The organism is Streptomyces sp. NPDC096040, assembly GCF_040303265.1.
Lineage (GTDB): Bacteria > Actinomycetota > Actinomycetes > Streptomycetales > Streptomycetaceae > Streptomyces.
Genome location: NZ_JBEOTA010000008.1, coordinates 148754 through 168597 on the forward strand (window position 1 = coordinate 148754; position 19844 = coordinate 168597).

20 protein-coding genes and 1 pseudogene are annotated in these 19844 nt (G+C 71.1%); 15 read left to right on the forward strand and 6 right to left on the reverse strand.

The annotated features are described in order from the left end of the window. Nucleotides 1-383: 383 nt before the first annotated feature. Nucleotides 384-1883, reverse strand: coding sequence for a tetratricopeptide repeat protein (locus ABTY98_RS12785; RefSeq protein ID WP_352220903.1), 1500 nt, complete (start codon nucleotides 1881-1883; stop codon nucleotides 384-386). Between the two features lie 93 nt (nucleotides 1884-1976). Here ABTY98_RS12785 and ABTY98_RS12790 point away from each other — a divergent pair, with 93 nt between their 5' ends. Beyond that, nucleotides 1977-3383 (forward strand): FAD-binding oxidoreductase, encoded by a 1407-nt coding sequence (locus ABTY98_RS12790; protein WP_352221052.1) that lies wholly within the window; start codon nucleotides 1977-1979, stop codon nucleotides 3381-3383. A gap of 54 nt (nucleotides 3384-3437) precedes the next feature. Here ABTY98_RS12790 and ABTY98_RS12795 read toward each other — a convergent pair whose 3' ends face one another. Then, nucleotides 3438-3851 (reverse strand): SsgA family sporulation/cell division regulator, encoded by a 414-nt coding sequence (locus ABTY98_RS12795; protein WP_352220904.1) that lies wholly within the window; start codon nucleotides 3849-3851, stop codon nucleotides 3438-3440. Between the two features lie 237 nt (nucleotides 3852-4088). On the opposite strand from ABTY98_RS12795, the gene ABTY98_RS12800 reads away from it, so the two are divergent. Further along, entirely contained in the window at nucleotides 4089-5660 is a 1572-nt protein-coding gene (locus ABTY98_RS12800) for an RDD family protein (RefSeq protein WP_352220905.1), read from the forward strand. Between the two features lie 68 nt (nucleotides 5661-5728). Beyond that, nucleotides 5729-6442, forward strand: coding sequence for an RDD family protein (locus ABTY98_RS12805; protein WP_352220906.1), 714 nt, complete (start codon nucleotides 5729-5731; stop codon nucleotides 6440-6442). Nucleotides 6443-6505: 63 nt separating this feature from the next. Here the strand turns inward: ABTY98_RS12805 and ABTY98_RS12810 are convergent, their stop codons facing one another. Then, the gene (locus ABTY98_RS12810; RefSeq protein ID WP_352220907.1) at nucleotides 6506-6799 is read right to left on the reverse strand and encodes a hypothetical protein; all 294 of its coding nucleotides are present in this window, start codon (nucleotides 6797-6799) and stop codon (nucleotides 6506-6508) included. 292 nt (nucleotides 6800-7091) lie between these two features. On the opposite strand from ABTY98_RS12810, the pseudogene ABTY98_RS12815 reads away from it, so the two are divergent. Then, nucleotides 7092-7620, forward strand: a pseudogene (locus ABTY98_RS12815) (immune inhibitor A domain-containing protein); the annotation flags it as partial. Nucleotides 7621-7950: 330 nt separating this feature from the next. After that, complete coding sequence (locus ABTY98_RS12820; protein ID WP_352220908.1) at nucleotides 7951-8295, forward strand: hypothetical protein; 345 nt, start codon at nucleotides 7951-7953, stop codon at nucleotides 8293-8295. 114 nt (nucleotides 8296-8409) lie between these two features. On the opposite strand, the gene ABTY98_RS12825 is transcribed toward ABTY98_RS12820, so the two are convergent. Together ABTY98_RS12825 and ABTY98_RS12830 are read right to left on the reverse strand one after the other, a co-directional pair. Next, entirely contained in the window at nucleotides 8410-8994 is a 585-nt protein-coding gene (locus ABTY98_RS12825; RefSeq protein ID WP_352220909.1) for an isochorismatase family protein, read from the reverse strand. 148 nt (nucleotides 8995-9142) lie between these two features. Continuing rightward, nucleotides 9143-10489: a nicotinate phosphoribosyltransferase gene (locus tag ABTY98_RS12830; protein WP_352220910.1), complete on the reverse strand. Its 1347-nt coding sequence runs from the start codon at nucleotides 10487-10489 to the stop codon at nucleotides 9143-9145. Between the two features lie 56 nt (nucleotides 10490-10545). Between ABTY98_RS12830 and clpS the strand changes: the two genes are divergently transcribed. The 9 genes from clpS to ABTY98_RS12875 all read left to right on the forward strand — a co-directional run bounded on the left by clpS (nucleotide 10546) and on the right by ABTY98_RS12875 (nucleotide 18322). Further along, nucleotides 10546-10863: an ATP-dependent Clp protease adapter ClpS gene (gene clpS / locus ABTY98_RS12835; protein WP_352220911.1), complete on the forward strand. Its 318-nt coding sequence runs from the start codon at nucleotides 10546-10548 to the stop codon at nucleotides 10861-10863. 93 nt (nucleotides 10864-10956) lie between these two features. Continuing rightward, the gene (locus ABTY98_RS12840) at nucleotides 10957-11562 is read left to right on the forward strand and encodes a DUF2017 domain-containing protein (protein ID WP_352220912.1); all 606 of its coding nucleotides are present in this window, start codon (nucleotides 10957-10959) and stop codon (nucleotides 11560-11562) included. 332 nt (nucleotides 11563-11894) lie between these two features. Continuing rightward, nucleotides 11895-13334 carry an amino acid permease gene (locus ABTY98_RS12845; protein ID WP_352220913.1) on the forward strand — a complete coding sequence of 480 codons (1440 nt, stop codon included), beginning with the start codon at nucleotides 11895-11897 and terminating at the stop codon, nucleotides 13332-13334. 134 nt (nucleotides 13335-13468) lie between these two features. Beyond that, the gene (locus tag ABTY98_RS12850; protein WP_352220914.1) at nucleotides 13469-13891 is read left to right on the forward strand and encodes a M67 family metallopeptidase; all 423 of its coding nucleotides are present in this window, start codon (nucleotides 13469-13471) and stop codon (nucleotides 13889-13891) included. A 102-nt stretch (nucleotides 13892-13993) separates the two neighbouring features. After that, nucleotides 13994-14089 carry a putative leader peptide gene (locus tag ABTY98_RS12855; RefSeq protein WP_352220915.1) on the forward strand — a complete coding sequence of 32 codons (96 nt, stop codon included), beginning with the start codon at nucleotides 13994-13996 and terminating at the stop codon, nucleotides 14087-14089. 84 nt (nucleotides 14090-14173) lie between these two features. Then, a complete protein-coding gene (locus ABTY98_RS12860) occupies nucleotides 14174-14452 on the forward strand; it encodes a MoaD/ThiS family protein (RefSeq protein ID WP_352220916.1) in 279 nt (92 codons plus the stop codon). A gap of 7 nt (nucleotides 14453-14459) precedes the next feature. Further along, nucleotides 14460-15410 (forward strand): PLP-dependent cysteine synthase family protein, encoded by a 951-nt coding sequence (locus tag ABTY98_RS12865; protein WP_352220917.1) that lies wholly within the window; start codon nucleotides 14460-14462, stop codon nucleotides 15408-15410. A 245-nt stretch (nucleotides 15411-15655) separates the two neighbouring features. Then, nucleotides 15656-17719, forward strand: a complete 2064-nt coding sequence (locus tag ABTY98_RS12870) for a putative Ig domain-containing protein (protein WP_352220918.1) — start codon at nucleotides 15656-15658, stop codon at nucleotides 17717-17719. A gap of 123 nt (nucleotides 17720-17842) precedes the next feature. After that, complete coding sequence (locus ABTY98_RS12875) at nucleotides 17843-18322, forward strand: hypothetical protein (RefSeq protein ID WP_352220919.1); 480 nt, start codon at nucleotides 17843-17845, stop codon at nucleotides 18320-18322. Nucleotides 18323-18325: 3 nt separating this feature from the next. Here ABTY98_RS12875 and ABTY98_RS12880 read toward each other — a convergent pair whose 3' ends face one another. Continuing rightward, on the reverse strand, nucleotides 18326-18784 hold the full coding sequence (locus tag ABTY98_RS12880; RefSeq protein ID WP_352220920.1) for a type II toxin-antitoxin system PemK/MazF family toxin: 459 nt from the start codon (nucleotides 18782-18784) through the stop codon (nucleotides 18326-18328). Between the two features lie 239 nt (nucleotides 18785-19023). On the opposite strand from ABTY98_RS12880, the gene ABTY98_RS12885 reads away from it, so the two are divergent. After that, complete coding sequence (locus ABTY98_RS12885; RefSeq protein WP_352220921.1) at nucleotides 19024-19776, forward strand: MBL fold metallo-hydrolase; 753 nt, start codon at nucleotides 19024-19026, stop codon at nucleotides 19774-19776. Nucleotides 19777-19844: the final 68 nt, after the last annotated feature.

A 19844-nucleotide genomic window follows, 5' to 3' on the forward strand; every position in this document is an offset into this window, starting at 1 on the left:
GCGGTGCGCGCGGTGGCCGTGGGCCCGGGGGGGCGGTGGGCCAGGTGGCCCGGTGGGCCCGGTGGCCGTGGGCCCGGTGCGCGCGGTGGCCGTGAGACTCGGGGGCGGTGGGTCCGGTGAGTCGCTGGGCGAGCCACCATCGCCGAGGTCGGTCCGGCACCCCCGGGTGCCGCTGTCGTGGCCGTGCGCCGTTGCGGCGGAGAGAAAACGACGTCCGTCAGTTCGCTCCGCTGTGACGGCGGTGCCCGGCTGCCGCTGTCATGGCCGGGCACCGTTGCGACGGAAAGGAATTGACCTCGGTCGTCATCGCTCCCCGTCGCTCCCCGCTGCCCCCTTCCTTCCGCCGCGACGGTGGATTTCGGCGGTGCCCGGCTGTCGGTGCCTCACTGCGGGGCCTCCTCGTTCGGTGGCTGGTCGCCCAGGGTGGCCAGGGTGGCTCGGGCCACCGGGGCCTGGAGCGGGGAGAAGTACGGGTTGATGCGCAGGGCGTCCTGGAGGTGACGGCGGGCCTGGGCGTCCAGGTCCAGGTCGCGTTCGATCATGCCCCGGTGGAAGGCGTACGGCGCGCTGCGGACCCCGCCGCCCTTCGTCGAGTCCGTCGCGATCGAGGCGTAGTGCAGCGCCTCCGTGTCGTCGCCGGCCCGGTGCAGCGCCCACCCGAGCGCGTCCGCGACCTCGATGCCCGGCTGCCGCTCCCACTCGTCCGTCAGCCGCTGCACCGCCTCCTCGACATCCCCGTGGTCCGTCTCGTACTGCCCGATCAGCAGCTCGTCGTCGACCCCGGCGCCCAGCTCCCGCCGCACCTGCGTCCGCAGCAGCGCGTACTGCGTTTCCGCCCGCCGCCCCATCCCCAGCGACTCGTACAACTCGGCCAGTTCCAGGGCGACCTGCGGAGTCGGCCGGTGCGCGAGGGCCCCCTGGTACGCGGTCAGCGCCTCCTGTGTGCGGCCCAGCGCGGCCAGCGCCCGCCCCTGTCCGGCCCGCGCCGCCGACTGGTCGGGGTCAAGGCGTACGGCCGCCTTGAAGTGCTGTAGCGCGTCGTCCCGTTCGCCCCGCTCCCAGGCCAGCTGTCCGGCCTGGGTCAGATACGCGGCCTGCTCGGCGGGGGACCCGGCGGCCGCCGCCGCATCCGTCACCTGCGCCACCGCGTCCTCGCGCCAGCCCCGGTCCCGGTACACGGCCGAGGCCCGTGCCTTGACGGCCGGCTTCACGGCCGCCCCGACCTTCAGCGCCATCAGCTTGTCGAGCGCGGACCGGGCCGCCTTGTAGTCGCCGAGCCCGTTGTAGGCGTCGATCAGCGCCGGATACGTCGACCACCGCTTCGGCGCCGCCTTCAGCGCCTCCTCACCGAACCGCTTGGCCGTGGGGAAGTCCCGGCGGGCGTTCGCCAGTGCGGCGAGACCGGCCAGCGCGTCGGTGTTGCCCTTGCCTGCCACCTGGAGGGAGGTCCGCAGGGCACGCTCGGCCCGGGGATAGTCGGCCGTGTCGGCGGTCCGGTGCGCCCGCTCGACGTACGCGGCCCCGAGCACCGCCCAGGCCCGCGCGTCCTTCGGCTGTGCCCGCACCCGGCTCTCGCGTGCGCCGATGAGCGTGGTGAGGTCGGGCAGCGCGGCGGGCAGGCCGTTGACGACGGCCGTCTGCGTCGCCGCCTGTGCCGCGGCCCGGGCCTTCGCCTGGGCCCCGGGCCCGGCCGCCGGGGGCGGTGTGGCGCGGTGCGGCTCCGGCTTGTGCGGCCACAGCATCAGCGCCCCGCCGGCCACCGCGCCGCCCGCCAGCGCGACGACCAGCAGCCGCCGCAGCACCCGGCTCCGACGACGTGGCGGCCCCGGCTCCGTGAGCAACGAGGTGGTGGGCCCTGACTGTCGGTTATCGAGCGCGCACATGCCGCATACTGTGCGTCAATACGACGACAGCGTCCGGGCGGCCCAAGGAGGGCACCTGTGGGGTTCACACCGATGGCCCCCGGGTGCGACGCTGTGATCGTGAGCCGTATCGAAGCGCCTCGGGACGAGACCACCGGCAACCTCACCGACCGGCTCCTCACTGGCCTGCCGGCCGACGCGGTTCTCGTGGATCCCGATGTGACCACCTCCTACGCCAACGACATGGCGAGCTTCTGCCCGGCCGGCGCCCCGGCCGTCGTCGTACTGCCGCGCACGGTCGAGCAGGTGCAGCACATCCTGCGCACCGCCACCGAGCTTCGCGTCCCGGTCGTCCCGCAGGGCGCCCGCACCGGCCTGTCCGGCGCCGCCAACGCCACCGACGGCTGCATCGTGCTGTCCCTGACCAAGATGGACCGCATCCTGGAGATCTCGCCGGTCGACCGCATCGCCGTGGTCGAACCCGGCGTCATCAACGCCACCCTCTCCCGCGCGGTCGAGGAACACGGCCTCTACTACCCGCCGGACCCCTCCAGCTGGGAGATGTGCACGATCGGCGGCAACATCGGCACGGCGTCGGGCGGGCTGTGCTGTGTGAAGTACGGGGTGACCGCCGAATACGTCCTGGGCCTGGACGTCGTCCTCGCCGACGGGCGGCTGATGTCCACCGGCCGGCGCACGGCGAAGGGTGTCGCCGGGTACGACCTCGCCCGGCTGTTCGTCGGCTCCGAGGGCTCGCTCGGCGTCGTCGTACGGGCCGTCCTGGCCCTGAAGCCCAAGCCGCCGCAGCAGCTGGTGCTGGCCGCCGAGTTCGGCTCCGCGACCGCCGCCTGCGACGCGGTGTGCCGGATCATGGCCGGCGGCCACGCACCGTCCCTCCTCGAACTGATGGACCGTACGACCGTGAAAGCGGTCAACGAACTCACCCACATGGGCCTGCCGGAGACGACCGAGGCCCTGCTCCTGGCTGCCTTCGACACCCCGGCCCCGGCCGTCGACCTCGCCGCCCTCGGCGCGCTGTGCGAGGAAGCGGGCGCCACCCAGGTGGTCCCGGCCGACGACGCCGCCGAGTCCGAACTCCTCCTCCAGGCCCGCCGGACCTCGCTCGTCGCCCTGGAGGCCGTCAAGGGCACCACGATGATCGACGACGTGTGCGTGCCCCGCTCGCGGCTCGGCGACATGATCGAAGGGGTCGAGCGCATCGCGGAGAAGCACCGGCTGACCATCGGGGTCGTCGCCCACGCGGGCGACGGCAACACGCACCCCACGGTCTGCTTCGACGCGCAGGACCCCGACGAGTGCCGCCGCGCCCGCGAGTCCTTCGACGAGATCATGGCCCTCGGACTGGAGCTCGGCGGCACCATCACCGGCGAACACGGCGTCGGCGTACTGAAGAAGGAGTGGCTGGCCCGGGAGATCGGGCCGGTGGGCGTGGAGATGCAGCGGGCCGTGAAGGACGCCTTCGACCCGCTGGGCATCCTCAACCCCGGCAAGCTGTTCTGACCCCATACGGCCCATACGGCCCATACGGCCCATACATCCTGTCCGTCCGGGACCTCACTGGGCGAGCAGCTGGTCGAGCGCGTCGTCGATCCCCAGCCGGCCGCCCTCAGTCCCCGGGGGCACCACCCGCAGCGTCCGCTCCAGCCAGGCGGACACCTGGGCGGTCGGCGCCTCCAGGAGGGCGTCTCCGTCGGGTGAACTCAGCGCCATCAGCACGACGCTGCGGCCCTCCGCCTTGGCCGGCCACACCCGCACGTCCCCGTGCCCGCACGCCCGGAACACCCCCTCCACCAGGAGGTCGCGGGCGAAGGTCCAGTGGACCGGGGACTCCGAGTTGATGTGGAAGCCGACATGGACGGCGTACGGGTCGTCGGAGCGGTAGGCGAGCCGGGCCGGGACCGGGATGCTCCGCTCGGGGGACAGGATGAACCGCAACTCCAGTTCGCGCTCCACCACGGTTTGATGCATGACGTTCGTTTCCTCTCGGTCGGTCGTACGGGCGTGTGGACGGGCCCGTACGAGTGGAGAGGGGCGGGGGCCGCGAGCATTACGCGGGTTCCGGGAAATTTTTCCCCGGTGCGGTGAAGGGGGTGCACAGGGTGCCCGGAAAGGGGCGGGTCCTGCGGGACTGGCGGTGGTGGGCACGCGCGTCTGATAGATGTGGAGCCTCCCACACGACCCCCGAGCAGATACGGGATGACGGACATGACCGCCCCTACCCCGGCACCCGGTGACGAACGGCCCCGCGAGGGCTACTACCCGGACCCGTCCATCCCCGGCTACGTCCGTTACTGGAACGGCGCCGCGTGGGTGCCGGGCACCAGCCGCCCGGCCCCGTCCGACGGCGAACCGCTCGCCCCGCCGCCCGGCTCCCGCCCTGCGAGCCCCGCCGTCGAGGAGACCGGCCCGCACTTCTTCGACGAGGACCCGCAGCCGGGTGCCTCCGGCTGGACGGCCGAGGGGGGCGCCTGGGGCACCGACCCCCGGGCGGCGGGCTCCCCGCCCCAGCCGGACGGCCAGTCGTCCCGCACGGACGGCACGGCGACGATCCCGCCGGCGGACCAGGGGGACGTCGACTCCGGCGGCACGTTCATCTTCCGCAGGCCGACGGTGGGCCCCGCGGGCACCCCGCCGGCCGCCCGACCGCCCATGGACGACGGCACGATGACCTTCCGCCCGATCCGCGCCGAGGGCACCCCGAACTCGGGTGCCGCCGGGGCCGGTACGGGTCCCGGCGGGGCCGGATCCGGCGGCCCGGGTGCGGGTGGCCAAGGCGCCGGTGGACAGGGTGCCGGTGCCGGTGGGTTCGGTGGCCAAGGCGCTGGTGCCGGTGCCGGGGCCGGTGGACAGGGTTCCGGTGCGGCGGGCGCGGGTTCGGGTGGGTTCGGCGCGCCGGGCTCTGGTGGTCCGGGTGCGGCGGGGCCGGGAGGCTACGGCGCTCAGGGCCCCGTCGGCGCGTCCGGTGCGGGCGGTGCGGGCGGGTTCGGCGCGCAGGGGCCGGTCGGCGCCCCCGGTGGCGGCCGCCCCGGCTTCGGCGCCGGAAAGGCCGCCGCGGAACGCGCCGCCGCGCCCCCGGCTCCCGCCGCTCCCCAGGCCGTCGCCCCCGCCGTACCCCCGCAGTCCGCCGGGCCCCGGCCCGCGCCGGCCGTGCCTGCCGCTCCCATGACCTCCGGGCCCGGTGGTGGGCAGTCCTCCTGGGCGCAGCAGGTGCATCAGCTCGCGGGCGATCAGCAGGCCGCGCCCTGGAAGCCGCCGGTGGAGGACGTCTTCCAGGCGGCCGCCCGGCGGCAGGCGTCGGCCCGGCCCGCCGGGCTCGGCAAGCGGTTCGCCGCGCGGCTCGTCGACAGCCTGGTCGTCGGCGCGGTGACCGCCCTGGCCGCCGTACCGTTCGGCAGCCAGGCGGCCGGCCACGTGCAGGACAAGATCGACGCGGCCAGGCTCTCCGGCCGTACCGAGACCGTCTGGCTGCTCGACGGTACGACCGGCCTCTACCTCGGGATCGTGCTCGCCGTCCTGCTCCTCGTCGGCGTCCTCTACGAGGTGCTGCCCACCGCCAAGTGGGGTCGCACGCTCGGCAAGAGGCTGCTCGGCCTGGAGGTACGGGACATCGAGGGCCACGAGCCCCCGGCGTTCGGCGCCTCGCTGCGCCGCTGGCTGGTGTACACCGTGCCCGGACTGCTCGGCATCGGGATCGTCGGCGTCGCCTGGTGCCTGTTCGACCGGCCCTGGCACCAGTGCTGGCACGACAAGGCGGCGCACACCTTCGTCGCCGGCTGACGGGGCGTCGTACCCCGTACGGCCGCTCACCGGATGCGGACTCGGCCGCTTCGCGGTCCACTCGGGCCATGAGCACCGAACCGCCCCGGGGCTCCGGACAGCCGCCGGAGGACGACCCGTTCAGGAAGCAGCCCCCGTCCGGCCCGCCGGACGAGGGCCAGGGGCCGGGCTCGCCGTACGACACCCCGTACGGCGGCGCACAGCCCCCGCCGCCCTCCTACGGTGGCGGCGGTCCCTACGGAGCGGGCGGCGGTGGCCCCTACGGCGGCGGAGGCGGCCCTTACGGGGAAGGAGGCGGAGCCGGTGGCTATCCCGCCGATCCGCTCGCCGGGATGCCGCCGCTCGCCGACAGCGGCAAGCGCACCCTGGCCAGGATCGTCGACATGGTCCTGGTGCTCATCGTGGTCTGGTTGCTCACCTGGGCCTTCGGGGTGCGGGAGTACCAGGTGAACGGCGACAAGATGGAGGTCGGCAAGTCCTTCGCGCAGTCGCTGGTCGCCGCCGTCCTGTTCGTCGCATACGACACCCTGCTCACCGCCAAGTCCGGGCAGACCCTCGGCAAGAAGTGGCTCGGTCTGCGGGTCGCCAACCTGGACAACGGCTCCACGCCCTCCGCGCAGACCTCGCTGGTGCGCGCCCTGGTGCTGTGGGTGCCGTTCGCCTTCTGCTGTGCCTGTGTGTGGACGATCATCTGCGGCGGCTGGAGCTACTTCGACAAACCGTATAAGCAGGGGCTGCACGACAAGGCGGCGAAGACGGTCGTGGTCAGTACGAAGAACTGATGGTCAAGCAGTCGGCGGGTCCGTCAGTCTCACGGACCCGCCGACTTCTCGTGTGTGCGTACGTCAGGGCGCGGTGGGCTCCCGGACGGGCTCGGCCGTGGCGGCGGCCACGGTCTCCCGGTGTACGGGGACCCGCACCTGGGGCGATGCGGTCGGGGCGGGCTCGGAGTATGCGACCGCGCGCGGCCGGGGGAGCGGAACCGTCATGGCGACCAGCAGTCCCAGGCCGAGCGCGGCGAGCGCGATGACCGCGATCCCGATGCCCGAACTCGTCTGTGACAGCAGCAGCATGGCGAGCGTCGAGCAGATCACGGTGCACGAACCGTAGACGAGCTGTGCCGGGGTCGGACGAGGCATGGCAATCGTGTCCTCGGAAGATGTGGGGGTGAGACGGGGGGCCGGCCTTGCTTTTCTCCGGCTTCCGGACGTTCCACCGTTCGACTCTATTCGCGTGCATGCCCGAGCGGAACGGCCGGTAAGCGTGACCTAACCCACGGTACCGGTGCACAGGGGGCGCACGGTCGCATGGCATAGGGCAACCGGAGGCATATGCGCGCCGGTTGAGCGAGTCCCGGCAGCGGTCCGCTTACAGCGCGGTGTCCGTAAGGCGAACCCGCGCTCCGCACAGTGCAGTTGAATAGTCCAAGTCCGCTACGACTACGACGGCGACGGGAAGTTCGACGAGCCCGACGACTACGTTGACCACTTCCAGTTCGTGCACGCCGGCGAGGACGAGTCCGCGGGCGGCGGCACCCGGGTCGGCGACGTCGGTGTCTGGATCGGCGACCACACCATGCGGCCGGAGAACGGCGGACTCGGCGTCCACGCCCACGAGTACGGCCACGATCCCTGCCTGCCCGACGAGTACGGCACGGTGAACGGCGAGGCCATCCCGTGACGGCAGCGGCACGCCGGCGCTCGCCGGTTCGGTCGACGCGTACACCAAGCTGTCGTACCCACTGGGCGCCTGCGCGGCGCGGCCGACAGGATCACGGTGACGGCCGACGGTTCGGCCTCTTCTCCGCCAACGTCGAGTCGGCGGACGCCGCTTGGACCGCGTCCGGCTTCTCCCGCATCGGCGCGTCCTTCGCACCGGCCCGTACAACTTCGGCTTCCCGACGACCCGTCCGGACCGGGTGGAGCACTACCCGTACCAGAACGGCCTGTTGATCTGGAAGCGGCTTCCCGGCCTGCGACTCGCCGTTCAGCCTCTGCGCGAGCGACGGGATCACGCTCCACAAGGCGGCCCTGGCGACCAGGATCAGGCAGTCGTCCGCGCCCGGCCGGTGGTGCCAAGATCACTGACACCCACACCAAGATCAACGCCGTCGCGGAGGCACTTGACGGCTCGACGATCTCCCTCCGGATCGGCCCTGCGGGGAAGTGACTCGCGTTTTCGCAGGTCAGGGACGTATCGGCGGTGACCCCCTGGCGGGTCGCCGCCGATCGTGTTTAGGTGCGTCCTGTGGCTTTCTTATTGACACCTACTCGTACGGGGGTATGACCGCATGGCCGCAGGAGGGTTCTGCAAGCTGCCGAACGGCAGCGTGGTGGTGGCACTGAACCTGCCCAGCCCCGCCCTTGCCGAGGGCTCCGCCGGGGTGCGGGTACTGGTCGTTGCCCAGAACCGCGCCCGCGCCCTGACCAGGCTCCGCAACCTGGGTATGCGAGCGGTCTACCTGCGGGGCAACGCCGCCCCGCCGACCCCGGACGAGATCACGGCCGTACTCCACCACCCCGACGGCCTGATATGGCGAACGGCCCCTGACAACGGTGTCACGGTGACCGAGCTGTGGAGACCGATCAGGTCGCTGCTGCGCAGACCGGCGGTGGTACAGCCGGTCGGCAAGTGACCGGCGCCGGGCCCGGCGGCCGGCCCAGGGGCACGGGGCTGAATCGATATGCGGCTCCGAAAGCGCGAGCGACTCTCGGGGCACCAGTGATCCCCTCGAAGGCGCGTGCGACCCTTAAACCACCGGCTTGCCGGTCAGCTCCACGCCCGCCTCGCGCATCTCCTCCAGGGCCCGTTCCGTCGTCCCCTCCGCCACGCCTGCCGTGAGGTCCAGGAGGACCTGGGTGCGGAAGCCCTCCTTCACGGCGTCCAGGGCGGTGGCCCGCACGCAGTGGTCCGTCGCGACCCCCACCACGTCCACCTCGTCGATCTTGCGGGCGCGCAGCCAGTCCGCCAGCTTGACGCCGTTCTCGTCGACGCCCTCGAAACCGCTGTAGGCAGCCGAGTAGGCCCCCTTGCTGAACACCGCGTCCACCGCGCCGGAGGCGACCGCCGGGGCGAAGTTCGGATGGAAGCCGACGCCCTCCGTGCCGGCGACACAGTGTGCCGGCCAGCTGTGCACGTAGTCGGGGTTGTCCGCGAAGTGGCCGCCCGGCGCGATGTGGTGGTCGCGGGTCGCCACCACATGGCGGTAGCCGGCGGGCGCCTGCCCGATCAGCTCCGTGACCGCGGCGGCCACATCGGCACCTCCCGCCACCGCGAGGCTGCCTCCCTCGCAGAAGTCGTTCTGCACATCGACGACGATCAAGGCGCGGCGCATGGTCGGTGTCCTTCGCATTCGGTATCGGGTCTGTCGAGGGGGGAGACGCAGAAAGAAGGGGTGCGGGCCCGGCCTGAACCTCAGAGCGTAGAGACTTACGGGGGCGTAGGGGAGGGGGCCTTACGGGGCGCGTACGCGGGCACCCGCTCTAGCTACCCGAGCGCCCCTGGACGTACTCCGTCGGAATGACCGGTTCCCCACGGGAGAGTTGGGTCGCGGAGAGGGGCAGACCGGCCCTGGCCGCCGCATGGCGTGCGCGGGGCGCGTCCAGGGGCTCGCGGGCCACTACCTCGCCGGACTTGACCAGTTCGATCAGGAGCTGATGGTCGACCAGGCCGGCCGGCACCTCCCCGGTGCCGACGACCTCGGCCTCCGCCACCCCGTCGGCGTCCAGTCGCCGCGCGGCCCACTTGCGGCCGCCGATCGACGTCTTGCCGCCGGACGACTTCTTGGCGACCGGCAGCAGCCGAGCCTTGGGGTCGGCGGACTCGGCGCGGGCGACCAGCTTGTAGACCATGGAGCAGGTGGGGTGCCCGGAGCCGGTGACCAGCTGGGTGCCGACGCCGTAGGCGTCCACGGGGGCGGCGGCCAGGGAGGCGATGGCGTACTCGTCGAGGTCGGACGTCACGACGATCTTCGTGTTGACCGCCCCCAGCTCGTCCAGCTGCTGGCGCACCCGATGGGCCACCAGCAGCAGGTCGCCGGAGTCGATACGGACGGCGCCCAGCTCGGGGCCGGCCACCTCGACGGCCGTACGGACCGCCTCGGCGACGTCGTAGGTGTCGACCAGCAGGGTGGTACCCCGGCCGAGCGAGATGACCTGGGCCTCGAAGGCGTCGCGCTCGCGGTCGTGGAGCAGGGTGAAGGCGTGGGCGGAGGTGCCCACCGTAGGGATGCCGTAGCGGAAGCCGGCCGCCAGGTCGGAGGTGGTCGCGAAACCGCCGACGTAGGCGGCGCGGGCGGCGGCCACGGCGGCCAGCTCGTGGGTGCGGCGGGCGCCCATCTCGATCAGCGGGCGGTCGCCCGCGGCCGAGGACATCCGGGAGGCGGCGGCCGCGATCGCCGAGTCGTGGTTCAGGATGGAGAGGATCACGGTCTCCAGGAGCACGCACTCGGCGAAGGAGCCCTCCACCCGCATGATCGGCGAGCCGGGGAAGTAGACCTCGCCCTCGGGGTAGCCCCAGATGTCGCCGCCGAAGCGGTAGCCGGCGAGCCAGCGCAGGGTGGGCTCGTCAACGATCTTCTGCTCCGCCAGGAAGCCGAGGACGTCCGGGTCGAACCGGAAGTTCTCCACCGCGTCCAGGACGCGTCCGGTGCCCGCCACGACGCCGTAGCGGCGCCCCTCCGGCAGCCGCCGGGTGAAGACCTCGAAGACACTCCGCCGCTCGGCCGTACCCGCCTTCAGGGCGGCCTGCAGCATCGTCAGTTCGTACTGGTCCGTGAAGAGCGCCGTCGAGGGAACGTCCACCGGCAGCCCAAGGTCCGCTGTGTTCATGGCAAGCATGCTACCCCCATCTCGTCAGTGTGACGATTTGTGGGGTGCGTGGCAGCATGGGCCTTGTGACGTCACCCGCTCCCGTAGAGATCGAACGCACCGAGTCGGCGGAGGAGGTCTTCGCCGTACCCGAGCCCGACGTCCCCTGGGTGACGATCGTGCACAACGACCCCGTCAACCTCATGAGCTATGTGACGTATGTCTTCCAGACGTACTTCGGCTATCCCAAGGACAAGGCCACCAAGCTCATGCTGGACGTGCACCACAAAGGCCGGGCGGTCGTCTCCAGCGGCACCCGCGAGGAGATGGAGCGCGACGTGCAGGCGATGCACGGCTACGGCCTGTGGGCCACCCTCCAGCAGGACCGGAAATGACCCCCCGCCGGCAGGACCGGAGATGATCCCCCGCCCGCAGGACCGGAAGCAGCCACACTCCTCGACCAGGACCGGAAGCAGCGAACCCCCTCCATGCCAGGAATCTTCGAACCGCTCCCCGGCGGCGGCGCGGCCGTCGCGCTCGACGACGTCGAGATCTCCATCATCCGGACGCTGGCCGTCCAGCTTCTGGAGCTCATCGGCCCCGGTCCCGCGGAGGACGCCCCCGACGACCCGCTCGCCGAGCTGTTCGCCGAGGGGCCGAGCGAGGCGCCCACCGACCCGGTGCTGCGCCGGCTCTTCCCGGACGCCTACAGCGACCCGGAGCGGCTGCCCGACTCCGCGCAGCAGGCAGAGGAGCAGCAGGCCCACTCGGCCGAGTTCCGCCGCTACACCGAGAACGACCTCAGGGCCGGCAAGCGGGAGAGCGCCCTCGCGGTGATCCGCTCCCTGGACGCGCTGGCCCCGGTGGGGGAGGGCGGCGCGGTCCTCGAGCTGGTGCCCGAGGAGTCCCGGCAGTGGCTCGGCGCCCTCAACGACCTGCGCCTCGCCATCGGCTCCCGCCTCGACATCACCGACGACGACGACACGGACCTGCTCTACCGGCTCCCGGACGAGGACCCGCGCAAGCCGATGGTGATGGCCTATCTGTGGCTCGGCGGCCTCCAGGAGACCCTGGTGGCCACCCTTATGCCGTAACTTGTCCCGATTTCGCGTTCGCTCAGAGGACGCTCAAATCCGGATAACGATCCAGTCACCGTTGTGGCCCGGTATGACCCCTTCGGTCGCACTTTGTCCACTTCTTCCAGTGGTGTGCGCCACAATCCCTCTCGCCGGAACCCGGTGATCAGTAATGCGGCCGTGATAAATCTTCACGACCGCCCGGCGAACACCACCCACGTGTACGTCCGGGTGCGCCACCGAACCGGCAACCGCCGGGCAGGCACCACTCCAGCAATCCGGGGGGATCGAAACCCGACCCGCGGCCGACCAGAGGCCCGGGTCGGCATGGAGAAAGGCGCACACCACACATGACCTCCGCTCAGGTCGACACGTCGGAGCAGTCCTCCGAAGCCTCGGAAGAGGGGTACGAGCGCGGACTCGGCAGCCGTCAGGTCCAGATGATCGCCATCGGCGGCGCCATCGGCGTCGGCCTCTTCCTGGGTGCCGGGGCGAACATCGCCAAGGCCGGGCCCAGCCTCATCCTCATGTACGCCCTCGCCGGCGGCATCATCTTCTTCATCATGCGGGCGCTCGGCGAACTGCTCATGTACCGCCCGGTCTCCGGCTCCTTCGCCGAGTACTCCCGGGAGTTCCTCGGCCCGTTCTTCGGCTACTTCACCGGCTGGACGTACTGGCTGATGTGGGTCGTCACCGGCATGGCCGAACTGACGGCCGCCGCGATCTACGTCAACTACTGGTTCCCGTCCGTCCCCCAGTGGGTGACGGCCCTGGTCTTCCTGGTGATCCTCTTCGGGGTCAACCTGATCTCCGTGAAGGTCTTCGGAGAGCTGGAGTTCTGGTTCTCCATGGTCAAGGTCACCGCCCTGATCGGCATGATCGTGATCGGCCTCGGCGTCCTCACCTTCGGCTTCAGCGCCGCCGGTGACACCGCTTCGGTCGCGAACCTCTACCAGTTCGACGGCTTCTTCCCCAAGGGCGTCGGCTCCTCCCTGATGACCCTCCAGGGCGTCATGTTCGCCTACCTCGCCGTCGAGCTGGTCGGCGTCACGGCCGGCGAGTCCGAGAACCCGGAGAAGACCCTCCCCAAGGCGATCAACACGCTTCCCTGGCGGATCGCGCTGTTCTACGTCGGCGCGCTCACCGTCATCCTGTGTGTCGTCAAGTGGACGGAGTTCGCCCCGGGCGTCTCGCCCTTCGTCGCGGCCTTCGCGAAGATCGGCATCCCGGCGGGCGCCGGCATCGTCAACTTCGTCGTCCTCACGGCCGCGCTGTCCTCCTGCAACTCCGGCATGTACTCCACGGGCCGCATGCTGCGCAACCTCGCCGACAGCCGCGAGGCGCCGGCCGTCTTCAGCAAGCTGTCGGCTTCGAAGACCCCGGCGCTCGGCATCACCGTCTCGGTGCTCTTCATGGGCATCGGCGTGGTCCTCAACTACGTCGTCCCGGAGAAGGCGTTCGGGTACGTCACCTCCGTCGCCACCGCGGCCGGCATCTGGACCTGGCTGATGATCCTGATCAGCCATGTCCTCTACCGCCGCGCGGTCGACGCCGGCCGGCTGCCCGCGTCCTCCTTCCCGGCGCCGGGCGGGGCGGTGTGCAGCTGGATCGCCATCGCGTTCCTGCTCTTCGTGACCTGCCTGATCGCCTACGACGGCGACTCCCGGATCTGCCTGTACGTGATGGCCGGCTGGGCCGCCGCGCTCGGCGTCGGCTGGCTGGTCCTGAAGTCCCGCAACCCGGAGATCGCCGAGCGGCGCGAGCAGACGCCGCTGGAGAAGGCGAGCTGACCAACCCCCTCCGGACGTCCCGCCGCAGGGAGCACTCGTGGCGCCCCCTGCGGCAGCCGCTCAGGACGTCCGGCATGTGGGCCGCCCCGTACCAGCCTTCGGTACGGGGCGGCCCTCTGCTTATCCTGGCGCACATGCTGACCATCACCCAGGCCCTCGTCGACCAGATCGTCGCCCACGCGCGTAAGGACCATCCCGACGAGGCGTGCGGCGTCATCGCGGGTGCGGCGGGTTCGGACCGCCCCGAGCGGTTCATCCCGATGCTGAACGCGGCGATGTCGCCGACATTCTACGAGTTCGACTCCGGCGATCTCCTCAAGCTGTACCGCGAGATGGACGACCGCGACGAGGAGCCGGTGGTCGTCTACCACTCCCACACGGCGACGGAGGCGTACCCGTCCCGGACGGACATCAGCTACGCGAACGAGCCAGGCGCCCACTACGTCCTGGTCTCGACAGCCGACACCGACGGCGGCGGCGACTTCCAGTTCCGCTCCTTCCGGATCGTGGAGGGCGAGGTGACGGAGGAGGAGGTCAGGATCGTCGAGGCGTACTGAGTTCCCCGCGTCGCTGGAGGGCGTCTCAACCCTCGGCCATAAACCGTCCGGGATGTGGGATCACACTCCGGAATCCGCACCGGGAATCGATACGATGACCCCATGGTTTCCTACGACGTGAGCGACAAGGCGGCGGGCAGCATGCTCGTGGCGCGGCTGCACGTCGACCTGTGCAGGCTGAACAGCGCCATCTGTTGACGTCCCCTGCCGCCGTACGGCCGTGAGCCGCGGCGTGCCGCTGCGCGCCCACCCACCCAGACTTTCCGACAGGAGCCCTGAGCCATGGCCATCGAGGTCCGCATCCCGACCATCCTCCGCCAGTACACCGACGGTCAGAAGGCGGTGGACGGCAGTGGTGGCACCCTCGCCGAGCTGCTCACCGACCTCGAGACCCGGCACCCGGGCATCCACGCCCGCATCGTGGACGACGGCAAGCTGCGCCGCTTCGTCAACGTGTACCTGAACGACGAGGACGTCCGTTTCGTCGACGGCATCGAGACCAAGCTGACCGACGGCGACACGGTCACGATCCTGCCGGCCGTCGCCGGCGGTATGGCCTGAGATCGGCATGCGCTACGACTCCCCGTTGGCCGCGGTCGGCAACACGCCCCTGGTGCGCCTGCCGCGGCTCTCGCCGTCCGCCGGCGTCCGGATCTGGGCCAAGCTGGAGGACCGCAACCCGACCGGCTCGGTCAAGGACCGTCCCGCCCTGCACATGATCGAGCAGGCCGAGAAGGACGGCCGGCTCACCCCGGGCTGCACCATCCTGGAGCCGACCTCCGGCAACACGGGCATCTCGCTGGCCATGGCCGCCAAGCTCAAGGGCTACCGCATGGTGTGCGTGATGCCCGAGAACACCTCGCAGGAGCGCCGGGACCTGCTGGGCATGTGGGGCGCCGAGATCATTTCGAGTCCGGCCGCCGGCGGTTCCAACACCGCGGTGCGGGTGGCCAAGGAGATCGCCGCCGAGCACCCGGACTGGGTGATGCTCTACCAGTACGGCAACCCGGACAACGCGGGGGCGCACTACGCGACGACCGGTCCGGAGATCCTCGCCGACCTTCCCTCCGTCACGCACTTCGTGGCCGGGCTCGGCACCACCGGCACCCTCATGGGCGTCGGCCGGTATCTGCGTGAGCAGAAGCCGGACGTCAGGATCGTCGCCGCCGAACCGCGATACGACGACCTCGTGTACGGGCTCAGGAACCTCGACGAGGGCTTCGTACCCGAGCTGTACGACGCCTCCGTGCTCACCACCCGCTACTCGGTGGGCTCGGCGGACGCCGTGACCCGGACCCGGGAACTCCTCCAGCAGGAGGGCATCTTCGCGGGCGTCTCCACCGGCGCCGCGCTGCACGCCGCGATCGGCGTCGGCAAGAAGGCCGTACAGGCCGGCGAGAGCGCCGACATCGTGTTCGTCGTCGCCGACGGCGGCTGGAAGTACCTGTCGACCGGGGTCTACACGGCCGCCACGACCGAGGAAGCCATCGAGACCCTCCAGGGTCAGCTCTGGGCATAGCCTTCATCATGTACGCGCCAACCCCCTCCTACGAGGGGGCTAAGCGCTGTCCATGCCAGGGCAAAGATCTTCCTCCGGGGGGACCGGGCTTCACCGAATCCGACTAGCTTCTCCTCCGTCCTGTTAATGCCATGCACCTCGGTATCGCAGGGTGTTCGGAATGTCATGCTCATGACTGCGCACTCTGCCGCCGCTACGCGCGTCACGGGCCTGCCTTGTAACCCCACCGATGGAGGCAGTACCCCATGCGTGATTCACGACGGAGCCTGCGAAGACTCCTGGCCGTCGCCTTCCCCGCCCTAGCCCTCGCCGTCTCCGGATTCATCGCGGCACCCACCGCCGGGGCCGCCCAGCCCACGGCCGTGGCGCCCCACGCGACCACCAAGGTCACCCAGAACGCCAAGGCCCTCACCGACCCCGCCCGCCAGGCCGTGCACAGCACCGGCAAGGCCGGCCAGAAGGTGCCCACCAAGCACCTCTGCGCCACCGCCACCAAGGCCGGCCAGGTCTCCTGCTTCGCGCAGCGCCGCACCGACATCAAGCAGCAGCTGTCCGCCGCTCTCGCCGCCGCCCCCTCCGGCCTGAGCCCGGCCAACCTGCACAGCGCCTACAACCTGCCCTCAACGGGCGGCTCCGGCCTGACCGTTGCCGTGGTCGACGCCTACAACGACCCCAACGCGGCCTCCGACCTGGCCACTTACCGTTCGCAGTACGGCCTGTCCGCCTGCACGGTCGCCAACGGCTGCTTCAAGCAGGTCAGTCAGACCGGTTCGACGACTTCCCTGCCGTCGAACGACTCCGGCTGGGCCGGCGAGGAAGCGCTCGACATCGACATGGTCAGCGCGGTCTGCCCGAACTGCAAGATCATCCTCGTCGAGGCCAACTCGGCCACCGACTCCGACCTCGGCACCGCCGAGAACGAGGCCGTCGCGCTCGGCGCCAAGTTCGTCTCCAACAGCTGGGGCGGCTCCGAGTCCTCCTCCCAGACCAGCGAGGACACCTCGTACTTCAAGCACCCGGGTGTCGCGATCACCGTCTCCGCCGGTGACAGCGCCTACGGCGCCGAGTACCCGGCGACCTCCCAATACGTGACCGCCGTCGGCGGCACCGCGCTGTCCACCTCCTCCGGCACCCGCGGCTGGACCGAGTCCGTGTGGAAGACCAGCTCCACCGAGGGCACCGGCTCCGGCTGCTCCTCCTACGACCCGAAGCCGAGCTGGCAGACCGACACCGGCTGCACCAAGCGCATGGAGTCCGACGTCTCCGCGGTCGCCGACCCGGCCACCGGTGTGGCCGTCTACGACACCTACGGCGGCTCCGGCTGGGCGGTCTACGGCGGCACCAGCGCCTCGTCCCCGATCATCGCCGGCGTCTACGCCCTCGCGGGCACCCCGGGGTCGAGTGACTACCCCGCGAAGTACCCGTACTCCCACACCAGCAACCTGTACGACGTGACCAGCGGCAACAACGGCTCCTGCTCGACGTCGTACTTCTGCACCGCCGGCACCGGCTACGACGGCCCGACCGGCTGGGGCACCCCCAACGGCACCGCCGCCTTCACCTCCGGCACCAGCACCGGCAACACGGTGACCGTCACCAACCCCGGCAGCCAGTCCACCGCCACCGGCAGCTCGGTCAGCCTGCAGATCTCGGCCTCCGACAGCGCGGGCGCGACCCTCACCTACAGCGCGAGCGGCCTGCCCACCGGCCTGTCCATCTCCAGCTCCACCGGCCTGATCTCCGGTACGGCGTCCACCGCGGGCACCTACAGCGTCACCGTCACCGCGACCGACTCCACCGGCGCCTCCGGCTCGGCCTCCTTCACCTGGACCGTCAGCACCAGCGGCGGCGGCACCTGCACCTCGGCCCAGCTGCTCGGCAACCCGGGCTTCGAGTCGGGCAACACCACCTGGACCGCCAGCAGCGGGGTCATCACCAACGACACCGGCGAGGCGGCCCACGCCGGCTCCTACAAGGCCTGGCTCGACGGCTACGGCTCCACCCACACCGACACGCTCTCCCAGTCGGTGACGATCCCGTCCGGCTGCAAGGCGACCTTCACCTTCTACCTGCACATCGACACCGCCGAGACCACCACCAGCAGCCAGTACGACAAGCTGACGGTCACCGCCGGATCGACCACCCTGGCCACCTACTCCAACCTCAACAAGGCCACCGGGTACACCCAGAAGTCCTTCGACCTGTCGTCGTACGCGGGCTCGACCGTCACCCTGAAGTTCAGCGGTGTCGAGGACTCCTCCCTGCAGACCAGCTTCGTCGTCGACGACACCGCCGTCACGACCAGCTGACCTCGCCCGTGCAGTGACCGGATCCCGTCCCCGGAAGCCGTCCGGGGACGGGATCCGTATGTACGGGGGATACGTCACATCGGCACCAAGGGCTCCGTTCCCCGACGGAAAGGCGGACACCCCATGAGCCGTACGACGGTCCACCGCGCATCGCTCGCCGCGGCGACCATCCTCCTGCTGGCGGGCTGCGGCTCCCAGAGCGGGAGCACCGACAAGGGCAGCGGCACGGTGTCCCCCTCGCCGTCCCCCTCCAGCCCCAGTGCGACCGGCTCCCCGGGCAGTTGCACACCCCTGACCTCCGAGCTCACCGCCGCCGACAACAGCCGTACGGTCTGCGTGGCGGTCGGCGGACAGCTCCGCCTCACCCTCGACGGCACCCGGCAGCGCCCCTGGAAGGCGGTCGAGGCGAGCGGCTCCGCGCTGCGGGCCGCCAACGCCGGCATCGTGCTCCAGCCAGGGGACGCCTCCGCCGTCTACCGGGCGGTCGCCGCCGGCACCGTCACCCTCAGCTCGTCCCGCCCGCTGTGCGCCGAGCCCACCGCGCCCGGCGAGGTCTCCTGCAAGGGCATCCAGGAGTGGCAGGTCACCGTAAGGGTGAAGTGACCCTCAGGGGGCCAGGTGCCGCACCTGGTCCCACAGCACCGGGTCGACCACGCCCACCCGGCGCCGGAACTCCCACACCGAGATCTCGCGCAGCTCGTCCGTCTGCAGGAAGCTCGGCCGGCCCTGGGCGTCCCCGACCGAGCCCGGCGGCAGCGGGATCACCCCGGCCCGCTCGTCGTGGTACTTGCTGGTGATCTTGGCGACGGTCGCGTGGTTGCCGCGCACCGCCAGCACCAGACAGGGCCGGTCCTTGGCGCCCGGGGCGTCCTCGTAGGGCACATTGGCCCACCAGATGTCCCCCGGATGGGGCCGGCCGGTCTGTGCGCGTGTGCCGCGCGGATGCCCCGGTGGGCGGGTGCGGTGCCCGCGTGGGCGGTGCCCCCGGCCCCATCCGTCGACGAGCGTGGCGACCAGCGCCAGCAGGACGACTGCCGCGAGCGCGAGCCACCATGACGTGTCCATACGATGACGTTACCGGCGCGAGATAATCGACGCGCGCCCTTGCGCGAACCTCACACGCCCCCGGTCCATCCGAACCGGTGACACCACAGGTGAGTTCGCCCACAACGGCCCCTGGCGGAGGAGCGACCCGCCCTTTTGCGCCTTACGCTCGACAAACCGCACGACCCCCGCTCACCTCTATTTCTCCGACTTCAGTTCCCGGTTCTTCCGGGTGTTCCGCCAACGGAGGTTTCTGCTTCATGAAGCTCACCGTCGTCGGCTGCTCGGGGTCGTTTCCGTCCGCGGAATCGGCCTGTTCGAGCTACCTCGTCGAGGCCGACGGCTTCCGGCTGCTCCTCGACATGGGCAACGGCGCCCTTGGCGAGTTGCAGCGCCACTGCGGTCTCTACGACCTCGACGCGATCTTCCTGAGTCATCTGCACGCCGACCACTGCATCGACATGTGCGCCTACTTCGTGGCGCGCTACTACCGTCACGACGGCGGCCCCTGCGACCCCATCCCGGTCTACGGCCCGGAGGGCACCGAGCACCGCCTCACCACGGCCTACGCCGACACCCCCACCGCCTCGTCGATGAGCGAGGTCTTCGACTTCCACACGGTCAAGCCGTCCACGTTCGACCTCGGCCCCTTCACGGTCCACACCGAGCGGGTCCGCCACCCCGTGGAGGCGTACGCCATCCGCGTCGAACACGCCGGGACGTCCCTGACGTACTCGGGCGACACCGGCGTCACGCAGGTGCTGGAGGAGCTGGCCCGGGACACCGACCTGTTCCTGTGCGAGGCGGCCTTCACGCACGGCAAGGAGAACATCCCGGACCTGCACCTCAACGGCCGCGAGGCCGGCGAGACCGCCGCCCGCGCCGGCGCCCGCCGGCTGGTCCTCACCCACATCCCGCCGTGGACCGACCCCGCCGTCAACCTCGCCGACGCCCGCGAGGTCTTCGACGGCCCGGTGGATCTCGCGGCGCCCAGGGTGACGTACGTGATCTGACCGTCGTACCACCGGGTTCAGGCCCGTAGTACGAAGGCCCCGCAGCCGAGGACGGCTGCGGGGCCTTC